Source organism: Bradyrhizobium canariense, from assembly GCF_900105125.1.
GTDB classification, from domain to species: Bacteria; Pseudomonadota; Alphaproteobacteria; order Rhizobiales; family Xanthobacteraceae; genus Bradyrhizobium; species Bradyrhizobium canariense_A.
Map to the genome: position 1 here is coordinate 3,959,058 of NZ_LT629750.1, position 16,549 is coordinate 3,975,606.

Annotated in this window: 12 protein-coding genes; 11 read left to right on the forward strand and 1 reads right to left on the reverse strand. The window is 62.6% G+C overall.

The features are described 5' to 3' along the window. Positions 1-175 precede the first annotated feature (175 nt). The 8 genes from BLV09_RS18985 to BLV09_RS19020 all read left to right on the forward strand — a co-directional run bounded on the left by BLV09_RS18985 (position 176) and on the right by BLV09_RS19020 (position 11,094). On the forward strand, positions 176-673 hold the full coding sequence (locus tag BLV09_RS18985; protein WP_146688439.1) for a (2Fe-2S)-binding protein: 498 nt from the start codon (positions 176-178) through the stop codon (positions 671-673). Continuing rightward, the gene (locus BLV09_RS18990; RefSeq protein WP_146688440.1) at positions 670-1,728 is read left to right on the forward strand and encodes an FAD binding domain-containing protein; all 1,059 of its coding nucleotides are present in this window, start codon (positions 670-672) and stop codon (positions 1,726-1,728) included. The genes BLV09_RS18985 and BLV09_RS18990 overlap by 4 nt, the downstream gene beginning before the upstream one ends. Then, on the forward strand, positions 1,718-3,988 hold the full coding sequence (locus BLV09_RS18995; protein ID WP_146688441.1) for a xanthine dehydrogenase family protein molybdopterin-binding subunit: 2,271 nt from the start codon (positions 1,718-1,720) through the stop codon (positions 3,986-3,988). Before BLV09_RS18990 ends, BLV09_RS18995 begins: the two co-directional genes overlap by 11 nt. Before the next feature lie 185 nt (positions 3,989-4,173). Next, a complete protein-coding gene (locus tag BLV09_RS19000; RefSeq protein ID WP_174556556.1) occupies positions 4,174-4,752 on the forward strand; it encodes a hypothetical protein in 579 nt (192 codons plus the stop codon). 292 nt (positions 4,753-5,044) lie between these two features. After that, positions 5,045-7,867, forward strand: a complete 2,823-nt coding sequence (locus BLV09_RS19005) for an ATP-binding protein (RefSeq protein ID WP_167558794.1) — start codon at positions 5,045-5,047, stop codon at positions 7,865-7,867. Positions 7,868-7,926: 59 nt separating this feature from the next. Further along, entirely contained in the window at positions 7,927-8,976 is a 1,050-nt protein-coding gene (locus BLV09_RS19010) for a catalase (protein ID WP_167558795.1), read from the forward strand. A gap of 19 nt (positions 8,977-8,995) precedes the next feature. Next, a complete protein-coding gene (locus BLV09_RS19015) occupies positions 8,996-9,694 on the forward strand; it encodes a hypothetical protein (RefSeq protein ID WP_146688444.1) in 699 nt (232 codons plus the stop codon). Beyond that, positions 9,691-11,094, forward strand: a complete 1,404-nt coding sequence (locus BLV09_RS19020; RefSeq protein WP_146688445.1) for a Dyp-type peroxidase — start codon at positions 9,691-9,693, stop codon at positions 11,092-11,094. The genes BLV09_RS19015 and BLV09_RS19020 overlap by 4 nt, the downstream gene beginning before the upstream one ends. A gap of 374 nt (positions 11,095-11,468) precedes the next feature. On the opposite strand, the gene BLV09_RS19025 is transcribed toward BLV09_RS19020, so the two are convergent. Then, positions 11,469-12,464: a LysR family transcriptional regulator gene (locus BLV09_RS19025; protein ID WP_146688446.1), complete on the reverse strand. Its 996-nt coding sequence runs from the start codon at positions 12,462-12,464 to the stop codon at positions 11,469-11,471. Between the two features lie 93 nt (positions 12,465-12,557). Here BLV09_RS19025 and BLV09_RS19030 point away from each other — a divergent pair, with 93 nt between their 5' ends. From BLV09_RS19030 to BLV09_RS38510, 3 genes are all read left to right on the forward strand, one after another. Further along, the gene (locus BLV09_RS19030; protein WP_146688447.1) at positions 12,558-13,433 is read left to right on the forward strand and encodes a transporter substrate-binding domain-containing protein; all 876 of its coding nucleotides are present in this window, start codon (positions 12,558-12,560) and stop codon (positions 13,431-13,433) included. 88 nt (positions 13,434-13,521) lie between these two features. Further along, positions 13,522-14,793, forward strand: coding sequence for a M20 family metallopeptidase (locus BLV09_RS19035; protein ID WP_146688448.1), 1,272 nt, complete (start codon positions 13,522-13,524; stop codon positions 14,791-14,793). Positions 14,794-14,796: 3 nt separating this feature from the next. Continuing rightward, a complete protein-coding gene (locus BLV09_RS38510) occupies positions 14,797-16,548 on the forward strand; it encodes an amino acid ABC transporter permease/ATP-binding protein (RefSeq protein WP_283806774.1) in 1,752 nt (583 codons plus the stop codon). Position 16,549 lies beyond the last annotated feature (1 nt).

The window sequence follows — 16,549 nt, forward strand, 5'->3', positions numbered from 1 at the left end:
CCACGATCTTTCCGGGAAACCAATTGCCGTTTTTTCGGATGATGCTCCGACGGCCCCCGTCTTGCTAAACGGAGGAAGCCTCCGTATATGCCGATCAGTACCCGACTTGGATACGCCCGCCGGTCAACGCCAGAGGCGGCCTCAAGTCTGACTTTGGAATTGATCGGAGCCCTGAATGAATCTCTCCATCAGCCTTACTGTCAACGGCGTGCGGCGGAACATCGAGCTGGAAGACCCCCGTGTCACGCTGCTCGATCTGCTTCGTGAGCGTCTTCACCTGACAGGTACCAAGAAAGGCTGCGACCGCGGCCAATGCGGCGCCTGCACGGTCCTGGTCGACGGCCGGCGGATCAATTCGTGCCTGGCGTTGGCCGTCAGCCATGACGGCGCCGAAGTTCTCACGATCGAGGGCATCACGGGCGGAGACGAACTGCATCCGGTCCAGGCGGCTTTCATCGCTCATGACGGCTTCCAGTGCGGCTTCTGCACGCCCGGCCAGATCATGAGCGCGATTGGCCTGATCCAGGAGGGACAGGCCGGCGATGACCCCGAACGCATTCGCGAAGCCATGAGTGGAAACCTCTGCCGATGCGGAGCCTATTCCGGGATCACCGACGCGTTGCTGGACGTCCAGAAAAATCTCGTTGAAGCCGACCAAAGGCGCTCCGCATGAAGAACTTCGACTATGTCAGGCCGGCAACCATTTCCGAGGCCATCGCGGCCGCCGCTGAGCCGGGCGCTGTCTATCTGGCGGCAGGCACCAATCTGCTCGACCTGATGAAGGGCGGCATCACCGGTCCGAGTCGCTTGGTCGATGTCACGCATTTGCCCGGGCTCGATCGCACCGAACATCTGCCCGATGGCGGCGTCCGCATCGGCGCGCTCGTTCGCAATGCCGATCTCGCGCACGATCCGGATTTCGCCCGGTCCTATCCGGCGATTGCCGAGGCGTTTTTGTCGGGCGCATCCGCCCAGCTTCGCAATGCCGCGACCGTCGGCGGCAATCTGCTACAGCGCACGCGCTGCAGTTATTTCTATGATGTCGCCAGCGCCTGCAACAAACGCCAGCCGGGCGCGGGCTGCGACGCCCGCGAAGGCGAGAACCGATTGCACGCCGTGCTCGGCTGGAGCGAGGCCTGCATCGCCACCCACCCATCGGATTTCTGCGTACCGCTCGTCGCTCTCGACGCTGTTGTCGAGATCGAGGGCAGAACCGGCCGGCGCGAGGTCGCCCTCGAAGCCCTTCACCGTCTGCCGGGCGATACGCCCGAGCAAGAAAACGCACTAGAGCCCGGCGATCTGATCGTCGCCCTGCGGCTGCCCTGTGAAGCCCGCTCGTTCTCGGCGCATGCACGCTATCTGAAACTCCGCGAACGCACCTCCTACGCCTTCGCCGTGGTGTCCGCCGCCGCGGCGCTGCGGATCGAAGGCGGCGCCATCTGGGACGCGCGGCTCGCCCTCGGCGGCGTTGCCGCCAAACCATGGCGGGCCCGCTCGGCGGAGAAGATCCTGGCAGGCAGCAATCCCGGAAACGCCATCTTTCGTGCTGCGGCGGAAGCGGCGCTCGCCGACGCGAAACCCTCTGGACAAAATCAGTTCAAGATCGAGCTGGCGCGGCGGATTCTCGTGCGCGCCCTGACGCTCGCGGCAGTTGGCACGCCCAAGCGCATTCCAGCTCTTCCCGCCTCCCCTCTCTCATCTGCACGCGGAGTGTTGCATGACGCCTGAGATCAGCCTCACTCAATCACCTTCCCATCTCCGGCACGGCTCGAGCATCGGGCAGCCGCTGACGCGCCGCGACGGCGTCCTGAAGGTCAAGGGAGAAGCCCGCTACGCGGCAGATAACCATCCGCCCGGAATGCTCTACGCCGTTCTCGCGGTCAGCAGCATCGCGCGCGGCCGCGTGACCTTCCTTGACGTGCAGACGGCCAGGAGCCATCCCGGCGTGGTCGACGTCATGACCTCCACGAACAAGCCGCCGCTCGCGGAGGATCCGGACGCCAAGACAAATCCCTTCATGTTCCGGCTCGATCTCCTGCAGAACGACCTGGTGCGTTATGCGAACCAGCCGATCGCGGTGGTGATCGCCCGGACGCTGGAGGCTGCGACGGAAGGCGCGGCGCTGTTGTCGCCACATTACGAAACGCAGCCTGCCCGCGTGGGTCTCGACGCGAGCGAAAGTTTCGTGCCAGCCGCGGTCGGTGTCGGTAATCCATCCGAAGTGCGGCGTGGTGATGTGGAAGCAGGTCTTGCTGCGGCGTCGAAGCGCATCGATGCGACCTACGAGACATCCATCCAATACCACAACGCGATAGAGCCTCACGCGATCGTCGCGGCATGGGACGGCGATGCGCTGTCCATCGATACGCCAAGCCAGGGTCTCGCGATGGCGCAGGGCCGGATCGCCGGGTTGTTCGGCATCTCGCCGGAGAAAATCCATATCCGCAGCCCGTTCCTGGGAGGCGGCTTCGGTTCGAAGGGCCTGATCTCGGGACCGCAGATCCTTGGCATCATGGCGGCGCGACTGGTCGGCCAACCGGTCAAACTCGTGCTGCGCCGTGAACAAATGTACGGCCCCGTCGGCCACCGCGCGTCCACCCGCCAGAGGATTCGCATTGGCGCCGACGTTGACGGTTCGCTGACCGCGATCGATCATCACGCAAAAACTGCGTCGAGCTCCTTTGACGATTTCTTCGAGCCGGCCGCCGACGCCTCGCATACGCTTTATGCGAGCCCTGCCATCGCCACGTCGCACGAGGCGGTCCGGACTGACACTGGCACGCCTCTGTTCATGCGGGCTCCCGGTGAGGCAACCGGATCGATCGCGCTGGAGAGTGCGATCGACGAAGCGGCATCGGCCTGCGGGATGGACCCGCTCGCCTTCCGCATCAGGAATTATGCCGAAGTCGAGCCGATTTCCGGCAAGTCGTTTTCCTCGAAAGCCCTGCGCGAATGCTACGCGCAAGGCGCCGATCGCTTCGGCTGGTCGCGACGGCCACTGGCGCCACGACAGGTGCGTGACGACGCAGGTCTTCTGGTCGGTTGGGGCATGGGCACGGCAACGTTTCCAGCGCTGATGTTCCAGGCTGAGGCGCGTGCGGTGGTGCGAAGCGACGGGTCCGGCCTGATGGAGACCGGCGCGCACGACATGGGTCAGGGCGCCTGGACCGCGTTCGCGCAAATTGCGGCGGATGGCCTGGGGCTCGACCTCGAACAGACAGAGTTCAGGGCCGGTACGTCCGACCTGCCGGATGCGGGCATCGCCGGCGGTTCAGCCCACACCGCCACGGCCGGCATGGCGATTCACAATGCCGGCGCCGCGGTCATCGCCAAACTCGCGGATCTCGCGACAGGCGATGAGCGTTCGCCGTTGTTCGGTGCTGGTAACGCCGGGGTCATCGCGCACAGCGGCCGCCTGTTTCGTCGTGACGACGAAATGCGGAGCGAGAGCTATGCCGATATCCTCGGCCGTGCCGGCTTGGCGCAGATCGAGGCCCGCGGCAAAGGCGCCGCGGATCCTGCGGCGCAATCGACCTACGCCATGCATGCCCACGGCGCGGTGTTCGCGGAGGTCAAGGTCGACCCGGATCTCGGTCAGATCCGCGTCACCCGCCTGGTCGGGGCTTTCGCTGCGGGGCGGGTCATCAACCCCCGTCTTGTGCGCAGTCAGATCTTTGGCGGCATGATCTGGGGCATGTCATTTGCGCTGCATGAGCAGGCTGTCATGGACCATCGCTCCGGACGGACGCTGAACGCCAACCTCGCCGAGTATCATTTTCCGGTGAATGCCGACGTGCCGTCGCTGGAAGCGCTGATGATCGAAGAGCACGACCTTCATGTGAACGCGCTGGGCATCAAGGGCGTCGGTGAAATTGGAATCACGGGCTCGGCTGGCGCCGTCGCAAACGCGGTCTGGCACGCCACGGGAATCCGGGTCCGGCGTTTTCCGATCAGGATCGAAGATCTTCTGGCGCAAGCTCCACACTAAGCAGCGCCAGGTTGTTTCTGGCGCGCTTTGGGTTGACGCGAACTCATTCAGGTGGCGCTGCTCGATCGCGCTGAAATGGCCGTTCCAGCAGCCGCTTACCCTCCTTCGAAAATTGTTCCGCATTAAAGCAAGAAATTTAGCCTTCAGCACGTGAACCTAAGCACCGGCTCGCGCCTTCTAACTCTGTGGAGTTTTACGGGAAAGCGCACGGTGCTGACGTGAAACGTGTCTGGAATCTGATCGTCTTTACGATCGCCATCCTTTATTTTCTGATGGACGCAATCTTTGCGACCGTCGCCATCCCATTGTCCCGATGGATCGCCGCGCATTGGGTCTTCGAACGCATTCATCGGTGGGTTTTATCGCTGGGTCCTTATCCCACGCTTGCGCTGTTTGCCCTGCCGCTGATCATTCTCGAACCGGTTAAACCGGTGGCGGCTTATTTGGTTGGGACGGGCCATTTCGTGCCCGGGTTTGCCGTTCTGGCTATCGGTGAAATTCTCAAGCTCATACTCGTTGAAAGGCTTTTCAGCGTAAGCCGCGACAAGCTGCTTTCGATTCCTGCATTCGCCTGGGCCTATCGGAAGTATTCGGCGGTCAAAGAGCGGCTCACCTCGCTCGAGGCATGGCAACTCGTGCTGCGATGGAGTCGTATCGCGCGATATGCCGTTCATCGCTATGCGCCGGAACAGCCTGACTCCCTGAGATCCCACGATGCTTATCTGCCACTTACGACGACTGTTGCGAGACGTCAGCGCAACTAAAATCACTAAAGTTTGACGATAACGGACCACCGAACGCCAGCGGCTGGCCCAGAATTTCTTACGCCCTTCATTTCTTACGTCCTTCGGCATCCAGCCGCCTATTTTTTGGCTATCGAGTGCACGGTTCCGGTCATCGACGTCTGTGGCAGGAGATTGCGGAGTGACGTGATCTCACGTAGAACGTCGACGCCCTCCCGACCGCTATATTTTCCGTGGTTTTGAGACCGCTGGCCGGTGAATTGCGTGACGTGCGGGGCCGGTCGTTTCCGAATTCGAACCTACGACGGGGGAATTGGGCGCATGCCGATGGTTGTCTCGGCCTGAGCGCGAGGAAAGAGCGGGGCTAATTCTCGTGGCTGAATACCGATCCATGACCCGGACCGAATCGTTGGCGCCGTCGACGGGCAGCTGGGAAAGTACGATTCTCACCACCGACATCGTCGGCAGCACCGCCCTGCTCCGCCGCTATCCCAACGACATCATGAGCGCGATGGATCTGCACGACCAGATCCTGCACGCCGCCATCCGCCGCCGTTCCGGTGATCCGTTCAGGCACACCGGGGACGGTGTGCTCGCGATCTTCGAGCGGCCGCTGGACGCAGTGCTGGCGGCGATCGATGCGCTGCGCGAGATGCACAGCGTCGCCTGGGGTCCGACCGGACGGCTTCAACTCCGTTTTGGCATCCATACCGGCATGACGCGGGCACGGGGCGAGACCGACTTCTTCGGTCCCGCTTTGCCCACGGCGACACGGTTGCAGGGCGCCGCCAACGCCGATCAAATCCTGCTGTCGGGCGTCACGGTAGAGCGGCTCGCGAACGACCGCTTCCAGAAGCCGTTCAAACTGTCCGACCTTGGCGAACATCACTTCAAGGGCATCGAACCGATCCGCGTCTACCAGGTCTCCACAGCCGACCTGCCGGCCGACTTCCCGCCGATCGGCGGTAAGCGCGAGACCGCCAGCGGCAATCTGCCCGCCAATCTAAGTTCGTTCCTCGGCCGCGAGCGGGAGCTGGAAGAGCTTGGCCAAATCGCCGACGAGTCCAGGTTGCTAACGCTCATCGGTCCCGGCGGAATCGGCAAGACGCGGCTCGCCATCGAGTTCGCCCGGTCGCTGGAATCCTCCTTCCCCGAAGGAGCGTGGCTGGTCGATCTGTCGGCGCTGGAACGCGGCAGCGAGGTCTGGCCCGCGATCGCGGAGACCCTGCTGATTCCGCTGCTCCCCGGCGTGGAGTGGCGCGTTCAGGTCCTCGAGCGGCTATACGACGCCCGAGCGATCCTGCTGATGGACAATTGCGAGCATGTGCTCGACCCGATCGCCGACGCGGTCACCGAACTGGGTTCGGCCTGTGGCAAGCTGTTGGTGATCAACACCAGCCGGCGCACGCTTGGAGTGGAAGGCGAGGCCCTCTACGAAGTCTCCGCGCTGGATTCCGGTTCGCAGGACGGCTCCGGGCAATCCGCGGCCGTTCGCCTGTTCGTGGAGCGCGGCCGGCTGGCCGACCGGCGGTTTCAGCCGGGCCCGGACGATCTCGTTCTCATCCAGAGGATTTGCGCCAATCTCGATTACATTCCGCTCGCCATCGAGATCGCAGCCGGTCAGCTGCGCCGATTGACCCTGGCGAGCATCGAAAACGGGGTGACAAAACCCCTCGATCTTCACGCGAGAAATTTCCGGCGGCGGACCGGCCGCCAGCAAACGCTTCGGCAGACCCTGGAATGGTCATACGACCTCCTCGACCTGAACGGCCGCCAGGTTTTGCAGCGGCTGTCCGTATTCTCCGGTCCCTTCCATGAAGAACAGGCCCTGGCTGTCTGTGCGGGAGATATGTCCAGCGAAGCCGATATTGTGCGCGGGATCGACGAATTGGTGGAATCCTCGCTGCTGTCACGGGACGCGGGCGGTCCTCAATTGCTGAGAATGCTCCAAACCGTGCAAGCCCTTGGAAGGGAAAAGCTCGATCAGAGCGGGGTGCTGCAGACTGTCGAAACCCGGCACGGCGAGGTCTATGCGAACCGCTGCCGGGAGCTGAGCCAACGATTCGCAAGCGTTAATGAAGCCAAGGCTGCCAATGCGATTTACGATGAACTGTCCAATCTTCGTGCAGCCTTCGAGCGGGCTTTAACGCGCGATCTGAAATTGGCGGCGGACCTCGCAGCGCCCCTGTTCCTGTTCAACTACTCGCACCGTGGCGCGGAAACCGGAAGTTGGTACGAGCGGATCATGGCGCGGCCGGGCGCCGATCAGCTCGAACAGGCGCCGATCCTGCTCGCCGGGGCCGCCGGTCACGCCTTCCATGACGAGGGGGATCAGCAGAAGGCGATCGCTTTCATCGAACGGGGTTTCCGGATCGAAGCCGCCGGGTCGCGGTCCAGCCAGGGCTGGCTTGCCGGCGTCGCCGGTCAGATGGATCAGTGGTCCGGCAACACGATAAAATGCGTCGAGCACCATGCGACAGCAGTCGAGCAGGCGCGAAGCGCAGGCAACGTCGCCTGCGAGATCATGTCCCTGAGCATGGCGGCTTTCGTAAAGGCGCGGGTGGGAGATCTCGACGGCGCCAGCGAATTGGTCAGGGAAGTCACTCAGGTTGGGCAGACGACGACGCAGCCGACCCTGATGGGCTACGTTTATTATGCCCGAGGCGGTGTAGAAAGTTTCAAGGACCCCAACCGGGCAATCGATGAGTACTGGACGTCGGTGGATTGGGCGAACATGGCGGGCAACCATCTGGGGGCTCAACGGGTCAAACAGCTGATCGCCGATCTGCAAGCCGCGCAGGCCGAGCCGACCGAAGCCCTGGCGATTTATGTTCGCACGCTGATTGATCTTCCGAACCACGGGGCCGCCTTCTACACCTGGCTGACGATCCGGTCCGTGCTGTTGCCGCTGGCTCAGCTCGAAGCGGATGAAGATCTTGCCGTTTTGGCGGGCGCGCTGACGGCCTCACCGTTGAAGCTCGACAGATCGGCCAGGGAAGCTGTCAACAAAGCGAAGGAAAGATTGGGTAGTATTGCATTCGAGTTGGCGGCGGCCCGCGGATCTAAGTTTGACCTCGCCGAGGCCCGCACGTACATCGTCGATCTCTGGGGAAGCATGGAACGGCAGTCGAACTAAGCCGAATCCGACTCACAACCCTGAGGAAGTGTGTTAGTCTGCACGCAATGGAGGGTGGCATGGACGATATACCGGTGGCCCAGCGGCTTGTGGATGCCGTCATTTCCGATTTCCCGGATCACGCCGCTGGGACAAGGCCGGTTCATACCATCGGTATCGGCGTGGACGGTTATTTCGTGGCGTCAGATGTGGCGCGCACCTATTGCATCGCGGAGCACTTCCAGGGACAGCAGGTTGACGCATCGGTAAGATTCTCCAATGGATCGGGGAGTCCGGTTCAGCATGATGGCTGGAACGATGTCCGGGGAATGGCGACAAAATTCCATTTGAAAGACGGCGCTGCGACCGACCTGATCGCGATGACGCTGGGCGAATTCTTCTCGCGCACCGTCGACGATTTTTTCGCGTTCACCACGGCCGCGCGGCAGACGCCCGTCAAGAGGGAATCGCCGTGGCAGAAGTTTCTCGACATGCTGCAACTCAAGCAGCCTCTTCCCGACCCGTATCGGCGACAAACCGAGAGCGGCGATGCGGGCACGCTGGCTTACGCGAATGGCCATCGCTTCGCGCAGTTGGGCGTGTTCCAGGCCGGGATGATCGGCGCCCCCGTGAGCTATGCCCGCGCCACCTACCACGCCGTCCACACCTTCGTCGTGACCGGTCCTGACGGCATTCGCCGCAACGTTCGTTTTTCCTGGCAGCCTGTCGCCGGCGTTTGCACAACCGATCCTACCGCAGCCCCAGTCGACAAATACCTGCACCAGGAGCTCCGGGACCGCCTCGAGCAGTGGCCGGCCCGCTTCATGCTGATGATGACGATCGGCGAAGCAGGCGATGCGATCGACGATCCCACCCAGCCCTGGCCCGCCAAGCGCCTCCGGGTCGTCATGGGCACGCTGACGCTTACTAAAGTCGCCGACGATCAGGCCGCCGCCGCCGAACACATCAGTTTCAATCCGTGCCGCCTCGGTCCCGGCATCGAACCTTCCGGCGATCCGATCCTGCATGCCCGCCGCGACGCTTATCAGGAATCATGCCAGAGGCGCGGCGGCAATTCATGTCCCCTCAGCGGAAATTCCGCCAATGCCAGGTCAGCCAATGCCAAGTGAGCCGCCAAGCGACCGAAGCATGCTGGATCGACTTGTCGATTGGCTACCCACCACCGGCCCGTTCAAGTTCATCGCAGCGCGCATTCTGGTGCCATTCTGGGCGTGGCGCACGCCGGTCAAGAAACTGCCCGGCGGTCCTCCTTTTTCCATCCAGCCGGGCGACAATTTGCAGCGCATGATGAACCTGGTCATGCCGCTGAAAGACAAGTCGGCGATCGGCCGCGCCGTGGCGGCGCTGGCGATCGCGCAGAACGTGGACGAGATCTATGCCGGCCTGGACAATGTCGGCACCGTGCACTTTGCGCGCTTCGTCATCGTCGACAACAATATCTGCATGCTCTCCGTCTATGACGGGGACTTCACCAACTACATCCGTGATTTCATCGCGACCATCGGCAGCGTGTTCGACGCCGTGGTGAAACTTGTCGAGGGGGGTGACGCCGTGATTCCTTCCGAGCACAACATCGAGAAATTCATCGACTGGGTGCATGCGCATGACATGTACCAGGTGCCGGATTTGGCCACGGGCATCCTGCGCGACCAGGAACAACTCAAGGGCGACACGGCCGAGTCAGGCAATGACGATCTGCGCCTGCTGCCGCGCGAGCTGATCCTCCAGCTCAATGTCAACACCAACGTATCGCTCGGCAGCGGTTACCGCGCCTATCCCGGATATTCCGCGGCTCAGGTTCGCAAGCAGTTCGGGATCGGCTGGTGAGTACCGTGTTCAAACCCGCCGATGTGCAGGGCAACATCTTGCGCGGCTACCGCAAGCCCCGCGTGCGCTATCTCATTCTCGAGATCACCGATCGCATCGCCGCCCGCCGCTGGCTCGCCGCCCGCACGTCCGGACGCGGCGACGTTCCTCAAATCACGACCGAAGAACCCTGGACCACCAAGCCGGAAACCTGTTTCAACATCGGCCTGACCTATGAGGGGCTGCGGGCGCTTGGCACCTCGCACGACTCCCTTGATATGTTCCCGACCGAGTTCAAGGAAGGGATGAATGCCCGCGCTGTGAAGCTCGGCGACGTCGGGCCGAGCGCGCCGGAGAACTGGCCGGATCCCTTCAAGGACTCTAAGCGGATCCATCTTATCGCGACGATCTACGCCGACGGGATCACGCAGCTCGACAGCGTGCAGCAGCGGGCGCTCGCCGGCGGAACGGGTCTTAACCTGCTCGGCCAACGCGATGGCTTTAATTTTAACGGCAACTACGTTCACTTCGGCTACCACGACAATATCTCGCAGCCGAAATTCGCCGAGATTCACGACATCGACAACCTTTCGGACGCGCAGCCCGTGGCGCCGCTCGGCACCGTGTTGTTGGGATATCCGACTAATTTCGAAGGCTTGCTGTTCGCGGTTCCCCAACCCGAGCCGCTCGGATTGAATGGCAGCTTCAACGCGTTTCGGGTGCTCGAGCAGGACGTCGTCGGCTTCGAGGCCTATCTTTCGACCGCCGCGACCTATTTGCTCGCCCACCCAAAGGTGGATGAATTGCTGCCGCCCGGCGCCGAAGCGAAGATCGGAAAGGGGCTTTCGCGTCACGCCGCCATGCGCGAAATGGTCGCCGCCAACCTCTGCGGCCGCTGGCGCAACGGCGTGCCGCTGGCGCTGTCGCCCGACACCGACAATCCTTCGCCCCCGGTGGATCCGACCGATTTCGATTTCATCGGCGATTCCCGCTGCCCCTACGGCTCCCATATCCGGCGCAGCAACCCGCGGGGCGGGCAAATCGTGCAACGCGTTGCGAACCACAGCCGGCGCCTGGTCCGGCGTGGCATGCCCTATGGACCGGCCTACGATCCGGCCAATCCCGGCACCGAAGAACGCGGGCTGCTCGGCAATTTCATCGGGGCCAATCTCGGCGCCCAGTTCGAGGCCGTGTCCTGCGACTGGTTGAACCTGGGCCTGCAGGATCCAAGGATCACCGGGTCCAACGATCCCTTGGTCGGCGCCAACGATCCCGCGACCAGCTGGTTCGATCTGCCGCTCAAATCCGGCGCCACGATCCGGCTGTGGGAGCTGCCGCGGCTCGTGACCACGCGAGGCGGCGCCTATACGTTTCTGCCAAGCCTCTCGGCGATCCGTTTTCTGGGGTCGCTGTCCAACTGAAAGCGGCCAAAAGATCACGGAGCATTTCGGCATTTCTGCTCGGTATCTCTGCGCCGAAACCTATCTGGCGTTGCATGCTCACGGATCAACCCGGACCTCTTGGCGTTCATCAAGAGCTGACATCGCTTGAGCCGGCGCGATCTTCGCCGATCGCGCCGGCCTTTCCAACAAATCGGAAAGACATCTCGATGCCTGAGAATGACTCCGCGCTGATTATCGCCTGCGCTAAGCAATGGGCTGTGTCGAAGAGCCGCCTGACTGCTTCGAGCAGTCATCGCATGGTAGCGTAGGAGATCGTAGAAACGGCTACATTCGGCGCCCTGGCGCACCATTCGGAATAAAATCGCGAACGCCTATATTCTCGAAATTCCGATCTAAATATCGCTCTTGCTTACCGTGGCGGGAAGCGCGCGAGCCTGCAGCGGCGGAAAAGGCCCGGTACCAAAGTTCTTGCCGCGGGCACGCGGCGACCCGAAGAACCAGCTTTCCTCTCGCGCAATTGCTGCCACTTCCGGCAAGATCGAGACCTCCACCGACAGCAGGTAGGCAGCCGAATATTCCACCTTGGGGGCGGCGGGGTGCTCGATCAGGACTTGCAGGGCTCCCGATTCGAGATCGCCTGCAAACAGATCGGGCGGCAACAGGCTGACGCCGACGCCCCGCCGCACCAGCAAGGCCACCACGCTGAAGCTGTTGCAGCGATGCACGAGCGTAGGACTGACCTGGGCTTCCTCGAACCAGTCGATGATCGAATGATATGCGTTCGCATCCTGTGGCATGCCGATGATCGGCAGTTCAGCAAGGTCCGCCGCCGTCATCTCGCGGTCGGCCGGACGTAACCCCGGATGACCCAGCCACTTCATGGCGCAGCTGCCGAGCGAGACACGCACGACCCCCGGCAGTTGAATCGGACCCGGCAGCAACGCGATGTCAATCTGCCGGCGGGCAAGCTTGTTCGCCAGCCGGTTCGACAGATCGACATCAATCTCGAGCTGCACCTTGGGATAACGCTCCTCAATTCGCGCCAGGAAATTCTGAAACCAGGTGAGCGCGATGCTTTCGACGACGCCGACCCGTATCGTGCCCACCGCCGCCTTGCCGCTGGCCGCGACCCGCAGGGTGGCGACTTCCGACAAGATTCGCTCGGCGCTGGAAAGACAGGTTTCTCCGATCGCCGTGGCCACGACGTTGCGCCCCTGCCGGCGCAGCACCTTGGCGCCGAGCTCGCGCTCCAGCTCCTGAATACGTCGGGTCACGGCTGGTTGGGTCAGATTGAGATGCTGCGCTGCAGCACCGACGCCGCCGAGCCTGACCACCCACAGCAAGGTTTCCAGATGCCGAGTATCCACTCTCGTATAAAACATACGCATGGATAAAATGTCTACTATTCATTTGTAATGGGCCGTAGCCGTGAGAATAATTGAAGAAGTCGTCACCAGCTCCATGAACGGGATCGAAAACTCATGCGCTTCCTTTATAAATTGAAGCTGCCCCTTATCGCCAGCTACCTCGCCTTCTTGACCCTGGCGGGATTGTGCAGCGCAAGAGCGGACGAGGCCGCCTGCGAACCGGCCAAACTGGCCAGCAAATATCCGGGCCTTGTCGGCAAAACGATCAAAGTCGGCCAGGATGGTGAGAGCGTGCCGTTCAGCACGCGCGATCCCAAGGACTTCACCAAGCTGGTCGGACTGGATGCCGATCTGGCGGTGGCGACCTTCGCCTGCATCGGCGTGCCGATGCAGTTTCAGATCGGGACCTGGGCGGGGCTGATCCCCGCGGCGATGAGCGGCCAGATCGACGTGATGTGGGACACCCTGCTCTACACGCCCGAGCGCGCCAAGAAACTGGATTTCGTGGTCTACATGAATGCCGCCACCGGCATGCTGGTTGCCAAGGGCAATCCGAAAAACATCCATACGCTTGGCGATCTGTGCGGCCTGACCAGCACGACGACTCTCGGCACCACCCAGGAAGCCATGCTGCGCGACGCCAGCAGCAAGTGCGTCGCCGCCGGCAAGCCGGCCGTCAACATCATCACCTCCACCGACATGCCGAGCGGCCTGCGCCTCGTGCAGAACGCCCGCGCCGATCTCGTTTCGGTCAACAAATTCGTCGGCGACAGCATGGTCGCGGCCAATCCCACCACCGTGGAAAGCGCCTTCGACGTCGTTACCGGCGCCAAGATCGCCGTCGGCACGGCGAAGGGAAACACCGACCTCGTCAAGGCACTCCGCGAGGGTCTCGCCGCGATCCGCGCCAGCGGCGCGGAGAAGGCGATCTATGAGCGCTACCATGTCGACTACAGCCTCACCACCGAGCCGGCGGTCCTGACCGAATAGGTCAGCACGCCTTCATACGCAGATCATCAATGGCGCACGCCGCGGTGGTGCCTGGCACGAAGCCGCGACGGCGCATCGGAGAACGACCATGACGACCGAACTGTCCGCCGTGCAGCAGCACGTCGATGCCACGCGCGTGCTCGAGATCGAGCAGGAACTGTTGCGCATTCCCAGCTCCGCCTTCCAGGAGCACCAGATCGCCGACCGCCTCGCCGAGCGGATGAACGACATCGGTCTCGACGTCACCATGATGGATGTCGTGAATCCCATGGATACGACCATGGTCAGCCGCCAGCCGATGGGCATCCTGCGCGGCACCGGCGAGGGCCCGAGCCTGATGCTCAACGGGCATATGGACCCAGGCGTCGAGATGCCGGGCTGGTCGGTAGACCCCTACGGCGCGAAGTTCGAGGATGGCTGGGTGTGGGGCATGGGCGCCCACGACGACAAGGGCGGCATCGCCGCCGCCTTCTGCGGCGTGGAAGCGATCATCCGCTCGGGGACCCGGCTCAAGGGAGACGTGCTGTTGTGCCCGGTGATCGCCCACAAGTATGGCGGTGCCGGCACCCGCGCGCTGCTGCGCAGCGGAGTGAGAACCGACCTGTGCATCAACATGGAGCATTCCAACAACACCATCGCCAATGTCTGCGTCGGCATTGTGATGGTCCGCATTCTGGTGGAAGCCCCCGAGCTGTTCTTCCGCTACAGTGCCGAAGCGAAGGCATTGTACTGGAATCCCATCGAGCAACTCTGCGAGGTCATTCGTCGCATCGGGCCCAGCCTCGATCCGATCCCCGAAGGAAGCTGGATGAACTTCACGCCGCACCCGGAGCTGCCGGGATTTCCGACGCATACGTTCGATACGTTCCACAAGGAACATTACTACCAGAAGAACCGCACCGGTCTTCACAGCAAGCAGGCGGAACTGTTGCTGCAATTCCGCACCGTGCCGGGGCAGACACTCGACAGCATACGGGCGGATGTCGCGACCCTGCTTGACGGAATCCAGCAAGAGCATCCTGCTTTCAACTACACATTCGAATTGCCCGCCAAGGGCACCGAACAAGGCTGGTGCCAGGAGCCGATGGCTTGCGCCGCGGATCACTCCCTGGTCGCGGCGCTGGTCGCGGGCCAGCAGTCGGCGTCCGGCGCTCCCGCCATCGTCGGCGGCTGGGGACGGCTGGGCAATGTCGGGGACGGCAATATCATTGCCGCGCACGGCATCCCCACGGTGCAATACGGGCCGGGCGACATTCGCGTCTACAAGGAATGGCCGACCGCCGATGAACGTGTTTTGCTCTCTGACCTGGTGACCGCCGCACGGGCGGTGGCACATGCAACCGTCAAATTGTGTGGCTGAACCATGAGCGAACCGGCAGCAAAAGGCGCGACGACCTCAGGCCGTCACGACATGCAAGCCTATACGACGTGGGCCGGCGTCGTCGCCTTCGCCGCGGCGATTGCGGTCGCCTTGGGCTGGCGGGCGAATTGGGTGCCGGCACCGCTGATGGAGGTCTTGAGCTATGTCTCCTCCGGCTTCCTGCTGGACGGCGCCCTGACGGCGCTGGAGATCGCGGCGCTGGCGATGATCGGCGGCATCCTGCTCGGTCTGCTGCTGGCGTTGATGCGACTCTCCAGCATGGCGCCGATCCGCGGAACGGCGTGGCTTTACATCTGGTTCATCCGCGGCACGCCGCTCATCCTGCAACTGGTTTTTCTCTACGACGCCTTGCCGCTGTTCGGAATCAAGCTGGATAGTTTCACCACAGCCGTCGTCGGCTTCACACTGAACGAGGCCGCGTTCAGTGCGGAGATCATCCGCGGCGGAATTCTTTCGGTAGACCGCAAACAGAGTCTCGCCGCCGCCTCGTTTGGAATGAGTGCGTTCCTGACGCTCCGGCGCATCATTCTACCCCAGGCGATGCGGGCGATTTTGCCCGGCATGGCCAACCAGACGATCTCCATGATCAAGGGGACATCGATCGCATCGGTGATCTTCGTCAACGAACTCACCTTCCGCTCCCAGCAGATCGTCGGACAGAACTTCAAGTTCTTCACGGTGTTCGCGGCGGCCGGCATCATCTACCTCATCATGACCAGCGTGGTGGCGATGGCGCAGTTTTATCTGGAGCGGCATTACAATCCCGAGGCGGCGGGCAAGTCTCGCGCCGGCGTGCCTCCGGCAATCGCGGCGGTCGATAACGGTGTCGCAGGCATACCGGGGGAATCCGGCACCGCGTGGATGGACAGGCTGCAGGGCGACCCGGCAGATCGTTCGCCCGGCGACGAGCCGTTCGTGGTCTGCCGCAATGTGCAGAAATCCTATGGCGACAAGGAGATCCTGCGCGGCATCGATCTGACGGTGCGACGTGGCGAGGTGGTCGTGCTGATGGGACCTAGCGGCTCCGGCAAGAGCACGCTCCTGCGGCTGGTCAACCATCTGGAAACCCTCGATTGGGGCGAGATCACCGTTGACGGCAAATATGTCGGATACAAAAAGGTCATCGGCGACGGGCTGAAGCCGATCCGAAACGTCGCCAAGGCCCGTGCCGACGCCCGCATCGGCATGGTGTTCCAGCACTTCAATCTGTTCGATCATCTGACGGCGCTGGAAAACATCATCGAGGCGCCTGTCCATGTCTACGGCGAAGAGACTGAAAAGATGCGCGCGCTCGCCAGGAATTTGCTGCGTGCCGTCGGCCTGACCAGCCATGCCGATCATTTTCCGCATCGCCTGTCCGGCGGCCAGCAGCAGCGGGTGGCGATCGCCCGCGCGCTGGCGATCTCGCCGCGGCTGATGCTGTTCGACGAACCGACTTCGGCGCTGGACCCCGAACTGGTCGGCGAAGTTCTCGCGGTGATCCGCCGTCTTGCCGAAGCAGGAATGACCATGATCGTGGTAACCCACGAAGTGCGCTTCGCCCGGGAAGTCGCCGACCGCGTGATCTTCATGGATGAAGGCCTCATCGTCGAGCAGGGGCCTCCGGAAGTCGTGCTGGATCATCCCAAACACGAACGCACCCAGCGTTTTCTGCGAATGGTCGAACAAGCAGACGACCTGATGACTGCCCCGCTTGCGCAACCCGCGGAAGCTCCGAGATCTTTTGGAAAGTGAG

Bases quoted from the DNA above. Each gene is read 5' to 3' on its own strand.
- BLV09_RS18985 (WP_146688439.1), top strand. From the start codon at position 176: ATGAATCTCTCCATCAGCCTTACTGTCAACGGCGTGCGGCGGAACATC.
- BLV09_RS18990 (WP_146688440.1), top strand. From the start codon at position 670: ATGAAGAACTTCGACTATGTCAGGCCGGCAACCATTTCCGAGGCCATC.
- BLV09_RS18995 (WP_146688441.1), top strand. From the start codon at position 1,718: ATGACGCCTGAGATCAGCCTCACTCAATCACCTTCCCATCTCCGGCAC.
- BLV09_RS19010 (WP_167558795.1), top strand. From the start codon at position 7,927: ATGGACGATATACCGGTGGCCCAGCGGCTTGTGGATGCCGTCATTTCC.
- BLV09_RS19015 (WP_146688444.1), top strand. From the start codon at position 8,996: ATGCTGGATCGACTTGTCGATTGGCTACCCACCACCGGCCCGTTCAAG.
- BLV09_RS19025 (WP_146688446.1), bottom strand. From the start codon at position 12,464: ATGCGTATGTTTTATACGAGAGTGGATACTCGGCATCTGGAAACCTTG.
- BLV09_RS19030 (WP_146688447.1), top strand. From the start codon at position 12,558: ATGCGCTTCCTTTATAAATTGAAGCTGCCCCTTATCGCCAGCTACCTC.
- BLV09_RS19035 (WP_146688448.1), top strand. From the start codon at position 13,522: ATGACGACCGAACTGTCCGCCGTGCAGCAGCACGTCGATGCCACGCGC.
- BLV09_RS38510 (WP_283806774.1), top strand. From the start codon at position 14,797: ATGAGCGAACCGGCAGCAAAAGGCGCGACGACCTCAGGCCGTCACGAC.